Origin of the sequence: Rhizobium sp. 007 (genome assembly GCF_015353075.1) — a bacterium.
Taxonomy (GTDB): Bacteria; Pseudomonadota; Alphaproteobacteria; order Rhizobiales; family Rhizobiaceae; genus Rhizobium.
Window position 1 is genome coordinate 15,617 of record NZ_CP064189.1, and the last position, 15,590, is coordinate 31,206.

General features: G+C 57.5%; 9 protein-coding genes and 6 pseudogenes. 12 read left to right on the plus strand and 3 right to left on the minus strand.

What is annotated here, in order from left to right; all coding sequences use genetic code 11:
* The 8 genes and pseudogenes from ISN39_RS31875 to ISN39_RS31910 all read left to right on the plus strand — a co-directional run.
* The gene (locus ISN39_RS31875; protein WP_246763528.1) at positions 1–2,508 is read left to right on the plus strand and encodes a hypothetical protein; all 2,508 of its coding nucleotides are present in this window, start codon (positions 1–3) and stop codon (positions 2,506–2,508) included.
* On the plus strand, positions 2,495–3,637 hold the full coding sequence (locus ISN39_RS31880; RefSeq protein ID WP_194732017.1) for a hypothetical protein: 1,143 nt from the start codon (positions 2,495–2,497) through the stop codon (positions 3,635–3,637). The genes ISN39_RS31875 and ISN39_RS31880 overlap by 14 nt, the downstream gene beginning before the upstream one ends.
* Positions 3,638–3,711: 74 nt before the next feature.
* Positions 3,712–4,239 (plus strand): hypothetical protein, encoded by a 528-nt coding sequence (locus tag ISN39_RS31885; protein ID WP_194732018.1) that lies wholly within the window; start codon positions 3,712–3,714, stop codon positions 4,237–4,239.
* 347 nt (positions 4,240–4,586) lie between these two features.
* Positions 4,587–5,117: pseudogene (locus ISN39_RS31890) on the plus strand (transposase); the annotation flags it as partial.
* A gap of 303 nt (positions 5,118–5,420) precedes the next feature.
* Positions 5,421–5,699 (plus strand): hypothetical protein, encoded by a 279-nt coding sequence (locus ISN39_RS31895; RefSeq protein WP_348652005.1) that lies wholly within the window; start codon positions 5,421–5,423, stop codon positions 5,697–5,699.
* Between the two features lie 889 nt (positions 5,700–6,588).
* The gene (locus ISN39_RS31900) at positions 6,589–7,716 is read left to right on the plus strand and encodes a radical SAM protein (protein ID WP_194732019.1); all 1,128 of its coding nucleotides are present in this window, start codon (positions 6,589–6,591) and stop codon (positions 7,714–7,716) included.
* The gene (locus ISN39_RS31905) at positions 7,700–8,347 is read left to right on the plus strand and encodes a LysE family transporter (RefSeq protein WP_194732020.1); all 648 of its coding nucleotides are present in this window, start codon (positions 7,700–7,702) and stop codon (positions 8,345–8,347) included. The genes ISN39_RS31900 and ISN39_RS31905 overlap by 17 nt, the downstream gene beginning before the upstream one ends.
* Before the next feature lie 132 nt (positions 8,348–8,479).
* A pseudogene (locus tag ISN39_RS31910) lies at positions 8,480–8,857 on the plus strand (transposase); the annotation flags it as partial.
* A gap of 422 nt (positions 8,858–9,279) precedes the next feature.
* Here ISN39_RS31910 and ISN39_RS31915 read toward each other — a convergent pair.
* Positions 9,280–9,903, minus strand: a complete 624-nt coding sequence (locus ISN39_RS31915; RefSeq protein ID WP_194732021.1) for a hypothetical protein — start codon at positions 9,901–9,903, stop codon at positions 9,280–9,282.
* 162 nt (positions 9,904–10,065) lie between these two features.
* Positions 10,066–10,766: pseudogene (locus ISN39_RS31920) on the minus strand (IS630 family transposase); the annotation flags it as partial.
* A gap of 81 nt (positions 10,767–10,847) precedes the next feature.
* On the opposite strand from ISN39_RS31920, the pseudogene ISN39_RS31925 reads away from it, so the two are divergent.
* The 4 genes and pseudogenes from ISN39_RS31925 to ISN39_RS31940 all read left to right on the plus strand — a co-directional run bounded on the left by ISN39_RS31925 (position 10,848) and on the right by ISN39_RS31940 (position 14,316).
* Positions 10,848–11,299, plus strand: a pseudogene (locus ISN39_RS31925) (transposase).
* A pseudogene (tnpB, locus tag ISN39_RS31930) lies at positions 11,296–11,652 on the plus strand (IS66 family insertion sequence element accessory protein TnpB). Before ISN39_RS31925 ends, tnpB begins: the two co-directional pseudogenes overlap by 4 nt.
* A 48-nt stretch (positions 11,653–11,700) precedes the next feature.
* Positions 11,701–13,040: pseudogene (locus tag ISN39_RS31935) on the plus strand (IS66 family transposase); the annotation flags it as partial.
* Positions 13,041–13,797: 757 nt separating this feature from the next.
* Positions 13,798–14,316 (plus strand): tyrosine-type recombinase/integrase, encoded by a 519-nt coding sequence (locus ISN39_RS31940; RefSeq protein ID WP_194732022.1) that lies wholly within the window; start codon positions 13,798–13,800, stop codon positions 14,314–14,316.
* On the opposite strand, the gene ISN39_RS31945 is transcribed toward ISN39_RS31940, so the two are convergent.
* Positions 14,299–15,396, minus strand: a complete 1,098-nt coding sequence (locus ISN39_RS31945) for an IS630 family transposase (RefSeq protein ID WP_194732023.1) — start codon at positions 15,394–15,396, stop codon at positions 14,299–14,301. The two genes, ISN39_RS31940 and ISN39_RS31945, sit on opposite strands and share 18 nt — an antisense overlap.
* Between the last annotated feature and the right edge of the window lie 194 nt (positions 15,397–15,590).

Below are 15,590 nucleotides of genomic sequence, written 5' to 3' on the forward strand. Positions count from 1 at the left end.
ATGGCGCCACAGCTTGGCGAGCAGCCATCGGTGACGATTTCGAAACGGGTCAATCCGAAGATGGAATTTGAGCGGCGCGCCAAACTGTCGTTTCTCGGTGAAGGAAGAACGCTGGCGCTCGCTAATACCGTGAGTGGACCAAAAAGGATGGACGTCGATCCTCCGCCTCCGAACACGCGATTGCTCGACACGACATCAGGGCGTGATGTGAATATCGCCGGCCGGGTTTTTGCAATCAATCCGGAAGACGGAACCATACTAACAGTTCAGCGGCTCCAAGGAGATGCCGATCCCCCGACCGAGCAATTGACGCGTTGGTCACCCGATGGGCCTACGAAACTCTCCAGCGTCACACAAGGGCTCTACCCGACGACCAACATCGCTTATTCTCCGGATGGCAATCATCTCCTTTACGCCACTATTTACGGGCCGCTCTATCAGCTGCGCGCCGACACATTTGAGACCGAGACCGTCTACGTTCCGGACTCCCAATGGCTCACGACCTGTCTCGTGCCGCATCCGACCTCGGATGTTTTTATCCAATGCAACGAATATGGAGTGCGGGTTTTCCAATTTGGTCAGCCGTCACCGATCGCCGAATTCAGTGACGACCAATATGTCGAAGACGCGGTTTTCGACACCGACGGCAAATCCGTTTTATACGCCGCTCGCGGTGGTGTTTGGCGTTTCGACTTCAAGAGCTCTGGCAAGCCGGAACTGGTGATTCCCGTCGACGAATGGGGGCCGGACCCCGTGCCGCAATATGTGCGCACACTGGCGATCTCTCCGGTTGATGGCAGCATTGTGATTGGTGTGGAGAGCGGAAAGCTCTTCGCCGTGCCGCGGGCGGGAAGTGGTTTCGGTACACCTCGACGCATCTGGGGATCCTACGAGGATGTGCGCCGCGTGACCTTCACCCCGGACAAAAGGCTACTGCTCGTTTCAAGCTTAGGTGTCGATATATTCGATGCGGTCAGCTTTAAACCCAAACTGAGCCTGTTCGAGACGTCGGACGGGAGCTGGATCGCGGTCGATCCGACCGGCCGTTTCGATACCAACAATTTCGACATCCTCGGGGATTTTCGTTGGCGTCTCGATCCGAAAGACGTGCGCCATGCGCTTTCTTTCGAAGCGTTGATGGAACCTTATTTCTCACCGGGCCTGATCGGTGACGTATTTAGGGGAGAAACGCTCGGCAATGTCGACGAGGGTCGTTTGATCGAAGAGCCGCCGACGGTGTCTATAAGTGGGGTGCAGCCGGTGGACGCGTGGCGCGCAGACGTCACCGTCGTGACAAGACCCGAGCCGCGACAGAGGGCCTTCGACCTGAAGCTGTTTCGCGATGGCCAACTCGTCGCGGGCACACCGGGAGACATAAGCAAATCGGGCAAGGCGAAAATCGACCCGGACGGGGCGATCGAGGTAACTTACAGCGTCATGCTGCCGAAAGACCCGGCGATTTCGCAAACCGTCTTTACCGCTTACGCTTTCAACGCCACAGGGCGTCGGTCGACGCCATCGGCACCAATTGCCCTCAGCATTCCGCATGCGGCCGGACAGACCGCAACGCGGACCATGTATGTCATCGCCGTCGGCGTCAATGCCAACGACAATAGCGGTCTGGTCCTCAGCCATGCGGTGGCCAGTTCAGAAGCATTTCTGAACGGTTTTAGCGATGCAATCGATCATGAAGGCCTGCACTATCAACTCGTTAAAGTGCCGATTGAGGCACGGTCGCCCGGCCGTCTCGTGCCCGGCGAGCACCGGCCGCCGGTGCTTCCTGCAGACAAGAAAACCATTCTTGGCGTTCTCGATCTTCTGGCTGGACGGACCGTGAACACCGACGGGTGGCCCCGCCAGATCACCGATAGCCTCAAGCCTGTAAGCCCAGACGATGCGGTGGTTCTCTATGTTGCAGCCCACGGCGTCGAGCAGGGGAATGTCTTTCAGATCATGCCACAGGATACCGATCCGGGTTATGACATTGCCGGTAACAAACCCTGTGAGTGCGCCATCAGCGATATGGAGCTGACCACGTCATTTGCCGCACTCGACGCTCGCCATCTTGTTCTTGTTCTCGATACATGTTCGTCTGCCTCGGCTGTCGTCGCGGGGGGAAGAAAACTCGGACCGTTCAATGGTGCGCGCCTCGGACAGTTGATCTACGACAAGCAGATGATCGTGCTCGTGTCCTCCGAGCCGAGCAAGCGGGCGACAGCGCTCGGCAAGACCTATCTGACCCGGGCGATCGTCGATGATGCGCTAACGGCGAAGGGTCTGTGGACCTATCCGACACATGCGAGCCTGAAAGATCTCCTGGACTATGTCGAGTTCATTCTGCCGGGGCTCGGCAGTGGGAGTCCCTCGGAGGCTGAGCGAGCGCAATTTTATCGGCTCAGCAAGTCGATTCAGGACCGGGCGCGCGAAATCATCCTGATGCAGCCAGCCGAAGGCGCCGCTTCACTTGAGAAATCACCGGAGGGGCAGGGGGAAAATGACAAGCCGTAACATCAGACATTCGTTACTTTGGGGATTTGTCTTACTGCTTTGGTTGTGCGTAGCCGGACTTGGTTCGGACGGTCCCAAGGCACAGGAGCCAAGCGTTCTCCATACGGTGGAAAGCGCGGACTTTCCATCCGGTCTGCCCTTCGAACTGCTCGCCGTGAACAAGGATAATTCGGATATCGGGCAGGTGACGGCAGCCGACGCGAAGGTTGGTTTGGCAAGCGTCGCTCTGTCCAAGCAAGAGCCTGCAACCTTTTTGTCCGAGATCGGTCAATCAGTGGCTGAAAGGCATTTCCGGCTCGACGGCGATCTCATCGAATTTCTTTTCCGGGTCAATGGCAGTTCCGATCTCGTGGGACTTGCGCAGAAACCGAGCTTGTTGGTTCCAACGGCCGATATCACTAACGCCGATACGAAGGCGCGCATAGAGAGGGGCGATCAGCTGGTCGTGTTTCTCGACCGCAACCTGAAGAATGATTTCAGGAATGCCCTCGATGAGTTTGATAAACGAATTCAGGAACTGGACGGAAAAAGCATCGATCCCTCCCTGGCTCAAAACTTCGCGGCGATGAAGCCTATTTCGCAGGCTTGGATGAACGCACTCGACGCAAGGCAGCGGCCTTTTTCGGTTCAATCGCTCGAAGGACTTTCACAACAATTCGAGACCCTGAATGGAATCGTGTCGCGTGTTTTTGATGGGAATGCGGTCGCCACCGATCTAGCTACTGCCGCCGACATTGCTGCGGACGGACAATACCAGGCAAGTTTCCTTGGCGAGACGCTCGGTAGCACAGCAAGTCCCGCCGGCGGAACGCGGATGGAGATGAAGATAGAAGTGAGGCTCTGGGGTGATTTGGCAATGACACGTCCACAGCGCGGGATTACGATTTTCTATTCGAAACCTTACCAGACCAAACCGCAACAATTCCGACGCGCAGGCCTCTCTTCGCCCGTCACCTTTGCTGCCATGTACGGCATCTATTGCGTTTGGGCGGAGGAGCCAGTTGGAACTATCGTCAGCGAGGTCGCAATGTGGGAACCTCCAAACCATTTCGATGAACAAGCCCCACCTCTCGATTTGATCTATTTGGGCAAGCGAGCCCAAAAGTCCCCTAATCGATGCCAGCAGTGAGTAAAACCATGGATTCGCACATAGTCCTGAGGGCAAGCCAACTGGTCGGATCGATCCTCGGCTTGTTCGGTTCCGTGCTGCTTGCTGTTGCTCCGCCTCTGCCTGGCTCGGTCTGCGATAGTCCTGGCAGTGAAACGATCAACGGCCGTATTGCATCCTTCATTGTTTTGGCGCTGACGCTCATCATTATTGCTGCGACACGTCAACGCCGGACAAAGACGCGTCGACGAAGCTGGTTCGTCCTGGCAGTGGTGCTGCTTGGGGCATCAATCGTTCTGGGACCCAGCTATCTAGCTTCGCGCCAAATCCTGACTGCGCCCGTCATTAACGCGGATGCCGGACGCTCGGGCAACAGCGCGGTGATCGGGCTTTGGGCGGACGCCGAAGGACTGAAAAAGATTCAGTATCGGGGCTTCGACAACAATACTGCAAAGATCAGATTCTTTGGATGTGACGCTGTCGTGCCTGAATTGTGGCCGTGGCAGGCGGTCATCGCATCCTACTTCCTGCTTATGGCGCTTTACCTTGCATGCCTGCTGTCAATCGTCACGTGCCTGCTATCGATCAGCGAAGGGGTTTTCGGCGAGTTTCAGCATCTGTGATAGGCCTTTCGCCCGGCGGCGGGAGGGGATGGCGCTTGGCCTCGTCCGACTGCACGCAAGGGCGCTAATTTCAGCTTCCCTATCTCTCGTCGTGCAGTGTTCCGCCGCCGGTGGTCGATCAACATGACCGACGATTGATTTTCCGGATCGTAGACGGATACCTTGCAATTGGTCGTCAGGCGGTCCAGACGATTAAGAACATGAGGCAGTCGAACTGCCCGAAGAATCTCCAAGCGGTAACGAAGCCGCCCGCCACTTTCCCCCTGTGAACGAGTATGCGTCCTTTTCGGCGCAGCTCACGGCTATTTGGAGATCAGCATGAAATTCGCCCTCGTAGACGGAATCCGTCAAGAAGCAACCTCCGCCTTCGGGCCACCGCATTCAATCGCATTGTCAAAGAAGCGCGGCGTGTCGACTGGGTGGTCTATGCCAAGCCGCCATTTGCCGGACCCGAACAGGTGCTCGCCTATCTCGGGCGCTATACCCATCGCATTGCCATCTCCAATTCCCGCCTCGTCAGCATCGATGGCGATCACGTCACATTCCGATGGAAGGACTATCGAACGGGCGGCAGACAAAAGCTGATGACGCTCGATGCCCACGAGTTCATCCGCCGTTTCCTGCTTCACACCGTTCCGGACGGCTTTCACCGCATTCGTCATTACGGCCTGCTTGCCAATGGCCATCGGCAACTGAAGCTGGACCTGTGCCGCAGCCTGCTCGACGTCCCGCCGCCGGAGCAGCCGGTCAAAGAACCGGACGCAAAACCACCACCTTTGCCGCACCGCTGCTCCTGTTGCGGCGGAACCATGACGATCATCGGCGCGTGGACCCCGCTCCAGCCGGTACGCCGGCCAGCATGGAACGACAGTTCATGATCATATCATGCGCGGCATCATTGCAACGATCAGCGTCGGCATGCCGAGGAGCCGCGAGGCGCGTGCTTTGGCCAATCGTGCCTGAGCGACGTAAAGCGCAACAGCACCAAGGGTTCGGTCGATGCAAACCAGCCGACAGGGGCGTCAAAGACACCGCAGTCGTGTAGTTGCCGCTGGAAGATCGAGGTCTTCCATAAGATCCTCAAGTCTGGCTGTCGGGCTGAAGACGCAAGATTACGAACGGCCGATCGACTGGCAAACCTCGTCGCGGTGTTCTGCATTGTGAGCTGGAGAGTACTCTGGTTGACAATGCTCGCGCGCACTGCGCCCGAAACACCGCCAACTGCAGCTCTCACCGAACAGGAAATTGAAATCCTCGATCAAATGGTCAGCAACTCAGGTAACCGGCAGGCGACGCCGGGATCGCTAAACTTTTATCTCACCAAACTCGCTCGTTTAGGTGGTTACCTCGCAAGAACATCAGATCCGCCACCGGGAAATACGGTCGTCTGGCGCGGCTTCAGCCGGCTGACAGACATCCGCCTCGGAACCGAAATAGCAGCGACACTCAGATGTGGGTAATTGCAAGCCTCACCGGAGGGTTACTTCTCCTACGAGCGCAAGCGGATGGAACTCCTGCGCCGCCGCTTCACGCTCAAGAAAGCGGCTACGGTCGCCGTCGAGATCGACCCGCGCGCGTTTATGACGGAATTGCCGAAGCCTAAAGAAAGCAGCCGAGGTGAACCGAGCGAGCCTCGGCGTGCAGAGCATCTATCCCATTGTCCAAAAGGTGTGTGCAGTGTGCAGTTAGCCATCCGACACCTTCAGTCGGGCTTTGTAGGGCTCGCTACGCAGACTTGTTTAGCCAAACTCCTATCCTTATTTAAGCTAACTTGCTGACGAGTAACCACAAACCTCTTTTCTTCAGTTCGGCGAGCTAGTTGGCACGAATCTTGAATGCCTTTGTGAGAGGCGGCGGAAGCTGCCGAGCTGCATCTAGATTGCAGGTAGCGCCGAGGATTGAACAAAGTGAGGAAAATAACATGTCAGATCCGCCTCCCGAAAGGGCGCTTGGCCCCGAGTTCCTCGTCGACGACCGACTCTGTGCGTGAGCAAGAGAAGTCGTGTGCGGATATGTAACAAGCCAGTGTCCAAACCTCGCTACCCCGGGATGGCAAGTTCTATAGCCTTTTTCCATTGCGCTCACACCGACTCTTGCCGGTCCGAAAGGGGCGCGAGGTCGGGCTTACGAGATGATGGAGGGATTGATGTTTCGCGAAGACGTAATCTTAGAAGACTCAACACTGAGAGATGGCGAACAATCGCCAGGAGGGAAATCGCCTCCGTCGGTTGAGCTTGAAACGTTGCATCTGGTCCTCTGGTCCATTGAATTCTCACTGATTGAAGAGCGTGTCGGCCGCGCATAAGCCTGTCTCGCCATAGCACCGCACGGGAACAATGAGGGTGAGAAATGAAACATCAACCGTTGAGAACAAACCCGCAGCAGCAGGGAATGGTGAATGAGCAATTTGAGGTATTGCGAGAACGGGAGGGCTTGCTACCGATAAAAGTCTCACCGTTCTTTAAACGGAAAGTAAACGACGAAATTAAGCACCTTGGCCACACGGAAGGTCCCCTCCATCGTATGGTTTATCCCACGAACGAGCGCCTCGAAATACGGGCACCCGGCGAGGTTCCTGACTTTGTTGATGACAGGGTAAACATGCCGCCAGACACAACGGGCAACATCATCCAAAAATACCGTGATCGCATCCTATTCATGCCGACATCTACATGTGTCTCGCATTGCCAATACTGCTTCCGCCAGGATGTTTTGTCAGAGCATCAACACTCCCAGCGTAATATGTTCATAAATTCCGTCGAACGACTGTCTGGGTATCTCGACACCTACACGGATGCGGAGGAAGTGATTTTATCCGGAGGTGATCCGATGACGCTCTCGGCCTCATCTTTGGCGAAAATATTCGAAGTCATTAAAGCGCATCGCAATATTCGGTCGATACGAATTCACACCAAAGCAATTAGTTATAATCCTCAGCTCATCATCGACGAGAGGAAGCTAGAGCTTTTGTCATCGGCAGGTGTTCGCCTCGTCTTTCACCTCACACACCCGTATGAGGTTTGCGACGACGTGAGGGAGGCTATCGCGAAGATCCGCCAGGCCGGAATCCGATGCTATAACCAATTCCCAATATTGCGGCAGATTAATGATCATCATGTCGTGCTTATTCAGCATCTGGAACAGCTAGATCAGCTTGGAATCCGGAACCTATCGATTTTCATTCCCGACCCAATTAATTTTTCGGCTCCATTCCGGATCAACCTTGCTCGGTTGATCGGCATAATTGAGAGGATTAATTGGTTCAGCCCTTCTTGGATTAACTCGACGCGCTTCGTCATGGATACGAGGGTTGGAAAAGTGAGGCGTGAAGATATCGCCGAGTACGATCCAAATGCTGGGGTGGCAACATTCAAACGCGATGGAAATTCGGTCGCCTATCCGGACTTTCCCGCCGAGCTTGATGTGCCAGGAAACCTAGAAACAATGCTGTGGAGAGGCAATGTCAGCCTTGTATAGCGGGTTCCTCTTGTGCATAGGGCTCATCGTTTCCATAGGTCCGCAGAATACGGAAATATTGAGGATCGGGACACTGGGGGGGCCGACTTTCCTCCTGGCCTCGGTATTCGTGCTTTGCGACGCTATTCTTGTGACGTTTGGTGCCTGGGGACTGGGAAGCCTGATCGTACTGAACAGAAGTGCCATGCTCATTTTGACAATTGGCACCGCTGTTATGTTGCTGATGCTCGCGTTTCGTGCCGTCCAGCGCACTCGGACATCGAGTGATTTTGACTTGGAGCTGAATTCGACTGTCTATGAAGGAAATGGACTCATCAGGCGAGGATTATTGCTTTCTTTCTTGAACCCGCTTGCATTGTTGGAAACCGTCGTCATTCTCGGATCGGCCGCTGCGCCACATCAGGGCACCTCCAAAATGCTGTTCATTGCAGGTGCGCTAGGTGCCTCTGCATGCTGGTTCTACAGCCTATCGGCGGTTGCTCGGCAGGCCTCGGCTCTGGTTTCGCAACGATGGCACAGGAACATGGTGGAATTTGTTGCCGCAGCGCTTTTGGTATTTTGCGCTGTTTGGCTGATTCTTGGCGTCACGTCGCCGCTTCAGCCCGGAACTCAACATTCTGCACCGTCCTGACACATGACCGCACCCGATCTCACGTTTAAACTATCCGAAAAGCCCTTGCATCGCCCGGGGCAATGGTATGGACCCCGCCGGCCATCGGGCGCAACCTTCACAACTCCGAAACGGACAAGAAGGAGGATTGCCATGTCGGTCGTTCGGATTGGTCTCGATCTTGCCAAATACGTCTTTGAAGTTCACGGCCTTGGCATTTATGGCAAGGTCATCTTGCGCAAAAGGTTGCGACGAGATGCGGTCTCCACTTTCTTTGCTAACCTGCCGAAGTGCCTGATTGGTATGGAAGCTTCGAACGGCGCCCATTATTGGGCGAGAACGTTGAAGGCGCTGGGGCACGAGGTTCGGCTCATCAATCCGCAATTTGTGAAACCGTACTTGAAATCGAATAAAAATGATCAAAACGATGCGGAAGCGATCTGTGAGGCCATTAGTCGACCGTCGATGCGCTTTGTCCCGCCGAAGTCAGCCGATCAGCTGACAATGCAGGCCGTCCATCGGATCCGCCAGCGGCTCTTGGTGATTCTAAATTCTGCGACCCGCAGTCGCGCTGGCAGAAAGGCGCGGTCGAGAACCCCAATGGTCGGGTTCGTATGAAGTTGCTATTGCGTTCTCCGCTGAAATCAAGACGACTGCCCACGTGAGCAATTCCCGGCTCCTCGCCAACTGCGCGCCGAAAGGCGCAGGGCAAGAAGGCGCTCGTCATCTCGCCGATCGCCGCGTGGACAGCACGCTGCTTCCGTTATCGATCCGAAAGACAGGGCTTGGTGTAGCCGCCATAGGCATCCGCATGCAGAATGCCGCCGTAGGGTGCCCTGATGATCCGGCCGCACGCTTCACACCGTGGCCGATTACCGCCGCCCCTCGAGGTATCCACAAACGGGATCGGAACTTCGGCTATCACGTCGCTCCGTAGCCGCCACTGCTGTGCATCAGGTACGGTCAGACGTGGAACTCTTTCTCAGCGCCGCGGCCGCTTGCTGCGGCGCGTCGAGGATGAGCGAAAGGCGCGCGGTACGCGCAGGCGGTGCCTCCGATTCGAACATGGTCATGGCGCGTGCGAGGAATTGGGGCACGTCTATTCCCATCCCCATCGGGAAGATCGAATTAGTGCTGTGCCATGCATGGGGAACGACCAGATCCGCGCGGATATCAGGGCGCGAGTTCAGGGCTCCGAACCAGTCCCATTCGCCCACGACGTCAATCACATGCTGGAAGATCGACGGCATACCGATCTTCGCGCTAATCGTCACTATGCGAGATCGCTCTGAGACACGCTCGGCCACTTTCGGCTGCTCTTGCACTAAAGCGTAGAGCGCCTCTGACAGCACCAGATTGCCTTTTGAAGGGCCTACCAGAAGTCCGGGCGAGAAGCGCTTGTCCTGAAGCAGCGCGATGACCGTTTCGGTATCTTTGCTGGTTCGCGTCCAAGAGTTGTTCTTGCTCGCATGTTCGCTACGGGAGATTCCAAAAAGTGCCGTTTCGGCTCTGTAGCTGGGTGAGTGTGCTCGGTCGGTTACCCCTTGTCTCTGCAGCAAACGTGAACTGACTGACAATCAGGATGCTGCGATGCTGCCCGTAACGTGTAGAAGGATCTGTTCATTCGACGAAACTCGTCGTCAAAAATGCGGAGGCCCACAATTTTTCGGGCGGGGGTGGTCTGCTGTTATCTCTGTGTCGCCTCTTATGGCGCAGAGAAGCACTAGAGCAAATCCTGTTCAATCCGGGTCATATCCTGAAGCTCTGAAGTAGTTGGCGCATTCTCCAGGAGTGAACCGGGGTAGCAAGGCGCCGACTGCGGCCCATAGGGCATCAATCTTTCGCTCCGCTCTTGCCCGCAGCATGGCTTTCAATTTCGAGAATGCGTTTTCGATGGGATTAAAGTCGGGACTGTAGGGTGGCAGGAACATGAGTTTGGCGCCGGCGCGCTCGATGGCTTCGCGCACCCCCGCTGCCTTGTGGGCGGGCAAGTTGTCCATAACGACGACGTGGCCGGTCTGAAGCGTCGGCGAGAGCACTTGCTCGACGTAGGCCAGGAAGACATTGCCGTTCATCGCTCCATCGTAGACGAAGGGTGCGGTCATGCCTGTGAGGCGGAGCGCGCCGGTGAATGTCGTTGTTTTCCAATGGCCGTGCGGCACGCCGGCTCGGCAACGCTCGCCTCGAATTGCGCGCCCGCGAAGGCGTGCCATTTTGGTCGACAGGCCGGTCTCATCTATAAAGATCAGCCTCTCGGGATCGAGATCGAGCTGGCCATCGAACCCGGCGCGTCGCCGCTTCAGGATATCCGGCCGATCTTGCTCCAATGCATGTGCGGACTTTTTTTAAACGTCCAGCCACGGCGTCGTAGCCAAGCACCGAGCGCGTTCCGGCTGATGCGCAGCTGCCGCTCAACGAACAGACGCTCGACCATTTCATCGTGAGCGCGACGAACGCCCCACCTTTCCTTTGCTGATAGAGGCCGCGAGATATGCTCCTTCATCGACAGGAGCAGAACGGAATGGTTGGAGATCGCGCTGATGCCATGCTTGAAGCCATGGATGAAGCCAGGCATGAAGGAGTCTACCGGCGGATCGAGGTGATCACCGGTCGGCGCCAGCGGCGGAATTGGACTGACGAGGAGAAGGCGCGGATTCTGGCGGAGAGTGCAGAACCCGACGCGAACATCTCGGCTGTTGCCCGGCGCTGGGGCGTCAATCGAGGTTTGCTGAACGTCTGGCGTCGGGAAGCCGGGCTTACCTCTCGGCGCTCTGCCAATGCCTGCGCGCACCAGGCGGTGTTCGTGCCGGTGACGGTGGTTGGAGATCGAACGCCTCAAGAGGGCTCGCCGTCGGATGTCGCCCACGTGCCGAAATTGAGATCGAGATTGCCGGGGCGCGCCTGACCGTGATCGGCTCGGTGGCGCCCGAGTTGGCGCAAGCGGTAGTAGCGGCGTTGCGAGGTCGCCGGTGATTGGACTTTCTCCGAATGGCGTGAAGATCATGGTGGCGACGCAGCCGGTCGACTTCCGGCGCGGCATGAATGGCCTAGTGGCATTGGTGGCGTCAGCGCTTGCGGCTGATCCGTATTGTGGCGACGTGTTCGTGTTCCGCGCCAAGCGTTGCGATCGCCTGCGCTGCATTTACTGGGACGGGTCAGGCATGATCCTGGCGACGAAATGGCTGGAGCAGGGCAAGTTCGTTTGGCCACCGATCCGCGATGGCGCGATGTAGATGAGTGACCAAGAGTTCTCACTTTTGCTGGCCGGCATTGACTGGACACGGGTCAAGCGAAACGCAGTGAAGAGGCCGACGAAAGCGGGCTGATCCCATTGTATTTGCTTGAAGATTCCCCCTTGTGTGGTAGGGTCTCTCATGCCGCTTCGACCCGACCCCTTGCCTCAGGATGCCGCGCAATTGACCCGGATCGTTCTCTCGCTCGATGCAGAGAATGCCGACCTCAAGGCGCGTGTTGCCTTCCTCGAGGGCCAGCTCTTTGGGCCGAAGTCGGAGAAGATGACGACGATCGACCCGACGCAGGCGACGCTCGACCTTGGTGATCTCAGCGACATCCCCGTGGCTGCCAATGACGATGTTGCGCCAGTGGCCGACCAGACAACGCAGGCACGACGATCACCGTCCCGCAATATCGGGCGTTTGCCCTGGCACCTTCCGCGTTATGATGAGCTCATCGAGCCGGAGAGCAAGATTTGCCCCTGCTGCTCGTTCGAGCTTCATTGCATCGGCACGGATGTCAGCGAGGCACTCGCCTGCGGTTGTCCGGGTAAAGCGGACGATCCGGCCGCGTTACGCATGCCGGGCCTGCGAGAGCGTCATTGTGCAAGCGCCAGCACCGGCCCGCGTGATGGACGGCGGTATGGTGACCACGGCATTTGCCGCTCATGTCGCCGTTTCGAAGTTTGCTTGGCATTTGCCGATCCATCGTCAGGCGCAGATGCTTGCCTCCTGCGGCGTCATCATCGATCGGGGCACGCTCGGCGCCTGGGTGACGCGGGTCGCCTGGTGGCTTGAGCTTCTCTACGACGCGCTGCTTGCCTTCATCCGCTCGCAGCCGAGGGTGTTCTGTGATGAGACGCCGCTTCCGCGGCTTGATCCGGGGCGCAAACGAACCAAGCTCTGCCAACTCTGGGCGCAAGCGATCGACGACCGACCCTGGAATGGTCCGGCGCCGCCGGCGGTCGCCTATATCTTTGCCGAAAGCCGTAGTGCTCGCGAGATCGAGGGGCAATTGTCGTCGTTTGCCGGCGTTCTTCAGGTCGACGGGTATCGTGCCTATAAAACCTTGGCCAAGCGCCGGGGGCGAAGCAATGCAGCACCGCTGCGGCTGGCTTTCTGCCTTGCCCACGCGCGGCGCAAGTTCGTCGAGGTCGTCAAGCTGACTGGGTCCTCCGAGGCTATGTCGATCCTTGCCAGGATTGCCGAGATCTATCGCATCGAAGCGAAACTGCGCGGCGAAAGTGCCGATACCCGGCCGGCTGGTGGCGCGGCGTCGCGAGACCGCTCCCATCATGAAGGCACTCAAGGCCCAACTCGCCGAACTGAGCGAGGACGTGTCGTCGAAATCGGCGCTTGGCAAGGCCGTCACCTACGCGCTTAACCACTGGGGCGGGCTGACAGCCATCCTGGACGATGGCCGGATCGAAGTGGACTCCAATGTTGTCGAGCGTTCGATGAAATCGGTGGCCTTGACGAGGAATTATGTGAAGAGCCGGATTATGCGAAGTTCCATTGCGCCAACCCTGGATGCGAGCGGGCGATAAGCAATATCCATGAAGCCGTACGACTATAGCTTTACATAATCCTGATCTCCTCTGTGCGCTAACCACACAGGAGATTATTATGAATCATATCAACTTACAGCCCGCACCCCGCCAGTGGCTCGAAAGCAGTCCGCTAGCGCCGTTTTCCGATCGATACCTGGAGCACCTGAGCCGCGGCCGCTATGCGCCAAGCACTGCGCGCGTTTATCTGTGTTGCGTCGCTCATTTCGCTAGTTGGATTTCGGCCGAACGACTTGGGTTCGACTCCATAAACGAGGCCGCGCGGGCTCGGTTTATCCGCGAACACCTTCCCGCCTGCGACTGTCCCTATCCGGCCCGTCGCTTGCCGCACGAGCTCAGAGCGGCCATCACTCATTTGCTTATAATGCTGCGCGCGGAAGGCGCCATCCCCCAGGCCGGCAGCGTTTTCGGGGCCGTGCATGGCAAGGAGATGGCTGCGTTTCAGGCCTATATGCGGGATGCGGGCGGGCTAGCGTCTAACACGCAGCGGCAACGCGCGCGCATCGTTTGTCGCTTTCTAGACGAGCATTTCGGGAACCGGAAGATCGTTGTCGCCGACCTTGACCCTATATCGGTGAGGCGTTTCGTTCTTGGCGACGACCGAGGTTGGAGCGCCGGCACAATTCGCGTCGTTGGTGGAGCGATTGGCTGCTAATTGCGATTTCGACAGATGATGGGCGACGACACTAGCCGTCTGCTCGCCGCCATTCCCCGCGCCGCCCACTGGCGACTAGCTGGATTGCCCGATGTGCTGTCCAGCGCTCAGATCGACATGCTGCTGGCATCGTTCGATCAGGACTTTCCTTCATGCAGGCGCGCCTACGCTATGGTGCGATGTCTGACCGACCTCGGATTGCGTTGCAGCGAAGTGGTCCAACTACACCTCGACAACATCGATTGGCGGCAGGGTACCATTTGCATTGATCGAACAAAGGGCCGCCAGTTCGATGTTCTTCCACTGCCAGCCGACACAGGCCGCGCGATCGCCGCCTATTTGCAGCACGAGCGTCCCGTGACCGCAAACCGCGCAGTGTTCGTCCGTCACGTTGCACCTTTCGATCTTCCCATCCAAAAGGGCGTCGTAGTGCGCGCTGTAGTCGATGCCTATCGGCGCTGCGGCTGGTCCCACACCAACGTTCACATGCTCCGCCACAGCATCGCTAGCCGAATGCTAGTCACCCGAATCTGAAGTTCGGCTCATTGTTTTTTGGCAGAATCGCTTGACCGAGGCGAGGATTTGGTCGGCGGATTTCACCCATCTGTATGGCTTGGGATTCTCGTTGTGCGTTGTAATGAACGCGTCGATGTCGGCTTCCAGTTCTGCGGTGGAACGATGGACGCCGCGTTGCAACTGCTTGCGCGTCAGCTCTGCAAACCAACGCTCGACCTGATTGATCCAAGAGGCCGAAGTTGGTGTGAAGTGAACATGCCAGTGCGGGCGGCGTGCGAGCCAGGCCTTGATCCTCGGCGTCTTGTGGGTCGCATAGTTGTCCATCACCAGATGCACGTCCGGCCCCTTGGGCATCTCCGCGTCAATCCGCTTCAAGAAGTCGAGGAATTCGGTCGCCCGGTGACGTTTGTAGCACTGGCCGATCACCGCGCCGGTCGCAACGTCGAGCGCGGCGAACAGGGATGTCGTGCCATTGCGGACATAGGTATGGGTGTGCCGTTCGGCGATACCCGGCGCCATGGGCAGAACGGGCTGCTCGCGATCCAGTGCCTGGATTTGCGATTTCTCATCCACGCATAGCACGACTGCCCGGTCCGGCGGCGCCATGTAAAGGCCGACTATGTCCTGCACCTTATCGACGAACAGCGGATCGGAAGATAGCTTGAATGTCTCCGAACGGTGCGGCTGCAAACCAAATGCGGTCCATATCCGACGGATGGTGGTGTGCGACAGCCCGCTGTCGGCTGCCATCGAGCGGATAGACCAGTGCGTGGCATCCTTCGGAGTGGTGTTCAACGTACGTTCGATGACCTCAGCTACCTGCGCGTCAGAGACGGTTCGTGGCCGACCGGCACGATATTCGTCAGTCAGCCCGTCAATGCCATCCTGCACGAACCGGCGGCGCCACTTGCCAACCGTGTGCTCGTGGACGCCGAGGCGTTCGGCAACATCTTTGCTCTGCAGGCCCTGCGCGCACAGCAAAACCATCCGGCATCGATCCGATAACGAGCGCGGCGCTTTATGCCGGCGCACCTGAGATTCAAGAAAATTCCTATCCTCGTCGCTCAGAACGACGAGGTCTGCTTGCCTGCCGACCATCAATCAAACTCCTGCTGTTGCAGCAGAAGCATAATAAAATGATGCCTACTTCAGTTCCAGGTGACTAGCGGCTGGCGTACCTATGAAGCAGATCGCCGATATCCTGCGCCATCGCAGCCTCGATACCTCCATGATTTACACGAAGGTCGATCTTCAGAGGCTCGCGGCAGTCGCCATGCCGTGGCCGGGGAGCG

What these genes read in the sequence shown, in the direction of transcription:
- ISN39_RS31875 (WP_246763528.1), top strand. Translation starts at nt 1, where the DNA reads ATGGCGCCACAGCTTGGCGAGCAGCCATCGGTGACGATTTCGAAACGG.
- ISN39_RS31880 (WP_194732017.1), top strand. Translation starts at nt 2,495, where the DNA reads ATGACAAGCCGTAACATCAGACATTCGTTACTTTGGGGATTTGTCTTA.
- ISN39_RS31900 (WP_194732019.1), top strand. Translation starts at nt 6,589, where the DNA reads ATGAAACATCAACCGTTGAGAACAAACCCGCAGCAGCAGGGAATGGTG.
- ISN39_RS31905 (WP_194732020.1), top strand. Translation starts at nt 7,700, where the DNA reads ATGTCAGCCTTGTATAGCGGGTTCCTCTTGTGCATAGGGCTCATCGTT.
- ISN39_RS31940 (WP_194732022.1), top strand. Translation starts at nt 13,798, where the DNA reads ATGATGGGCGACGACACTAGCCGTCTGCTCGCCGCCATTCCCCGCGCC.
- ISN39_RS31945 (WP_194732023.1), bottom strand. Translation starts at nt 15,396, where the DNA reads ATGGTCGGCAGGCAAGCAGACCTCGTCGTTCTGAGCGACGAGGATAGG.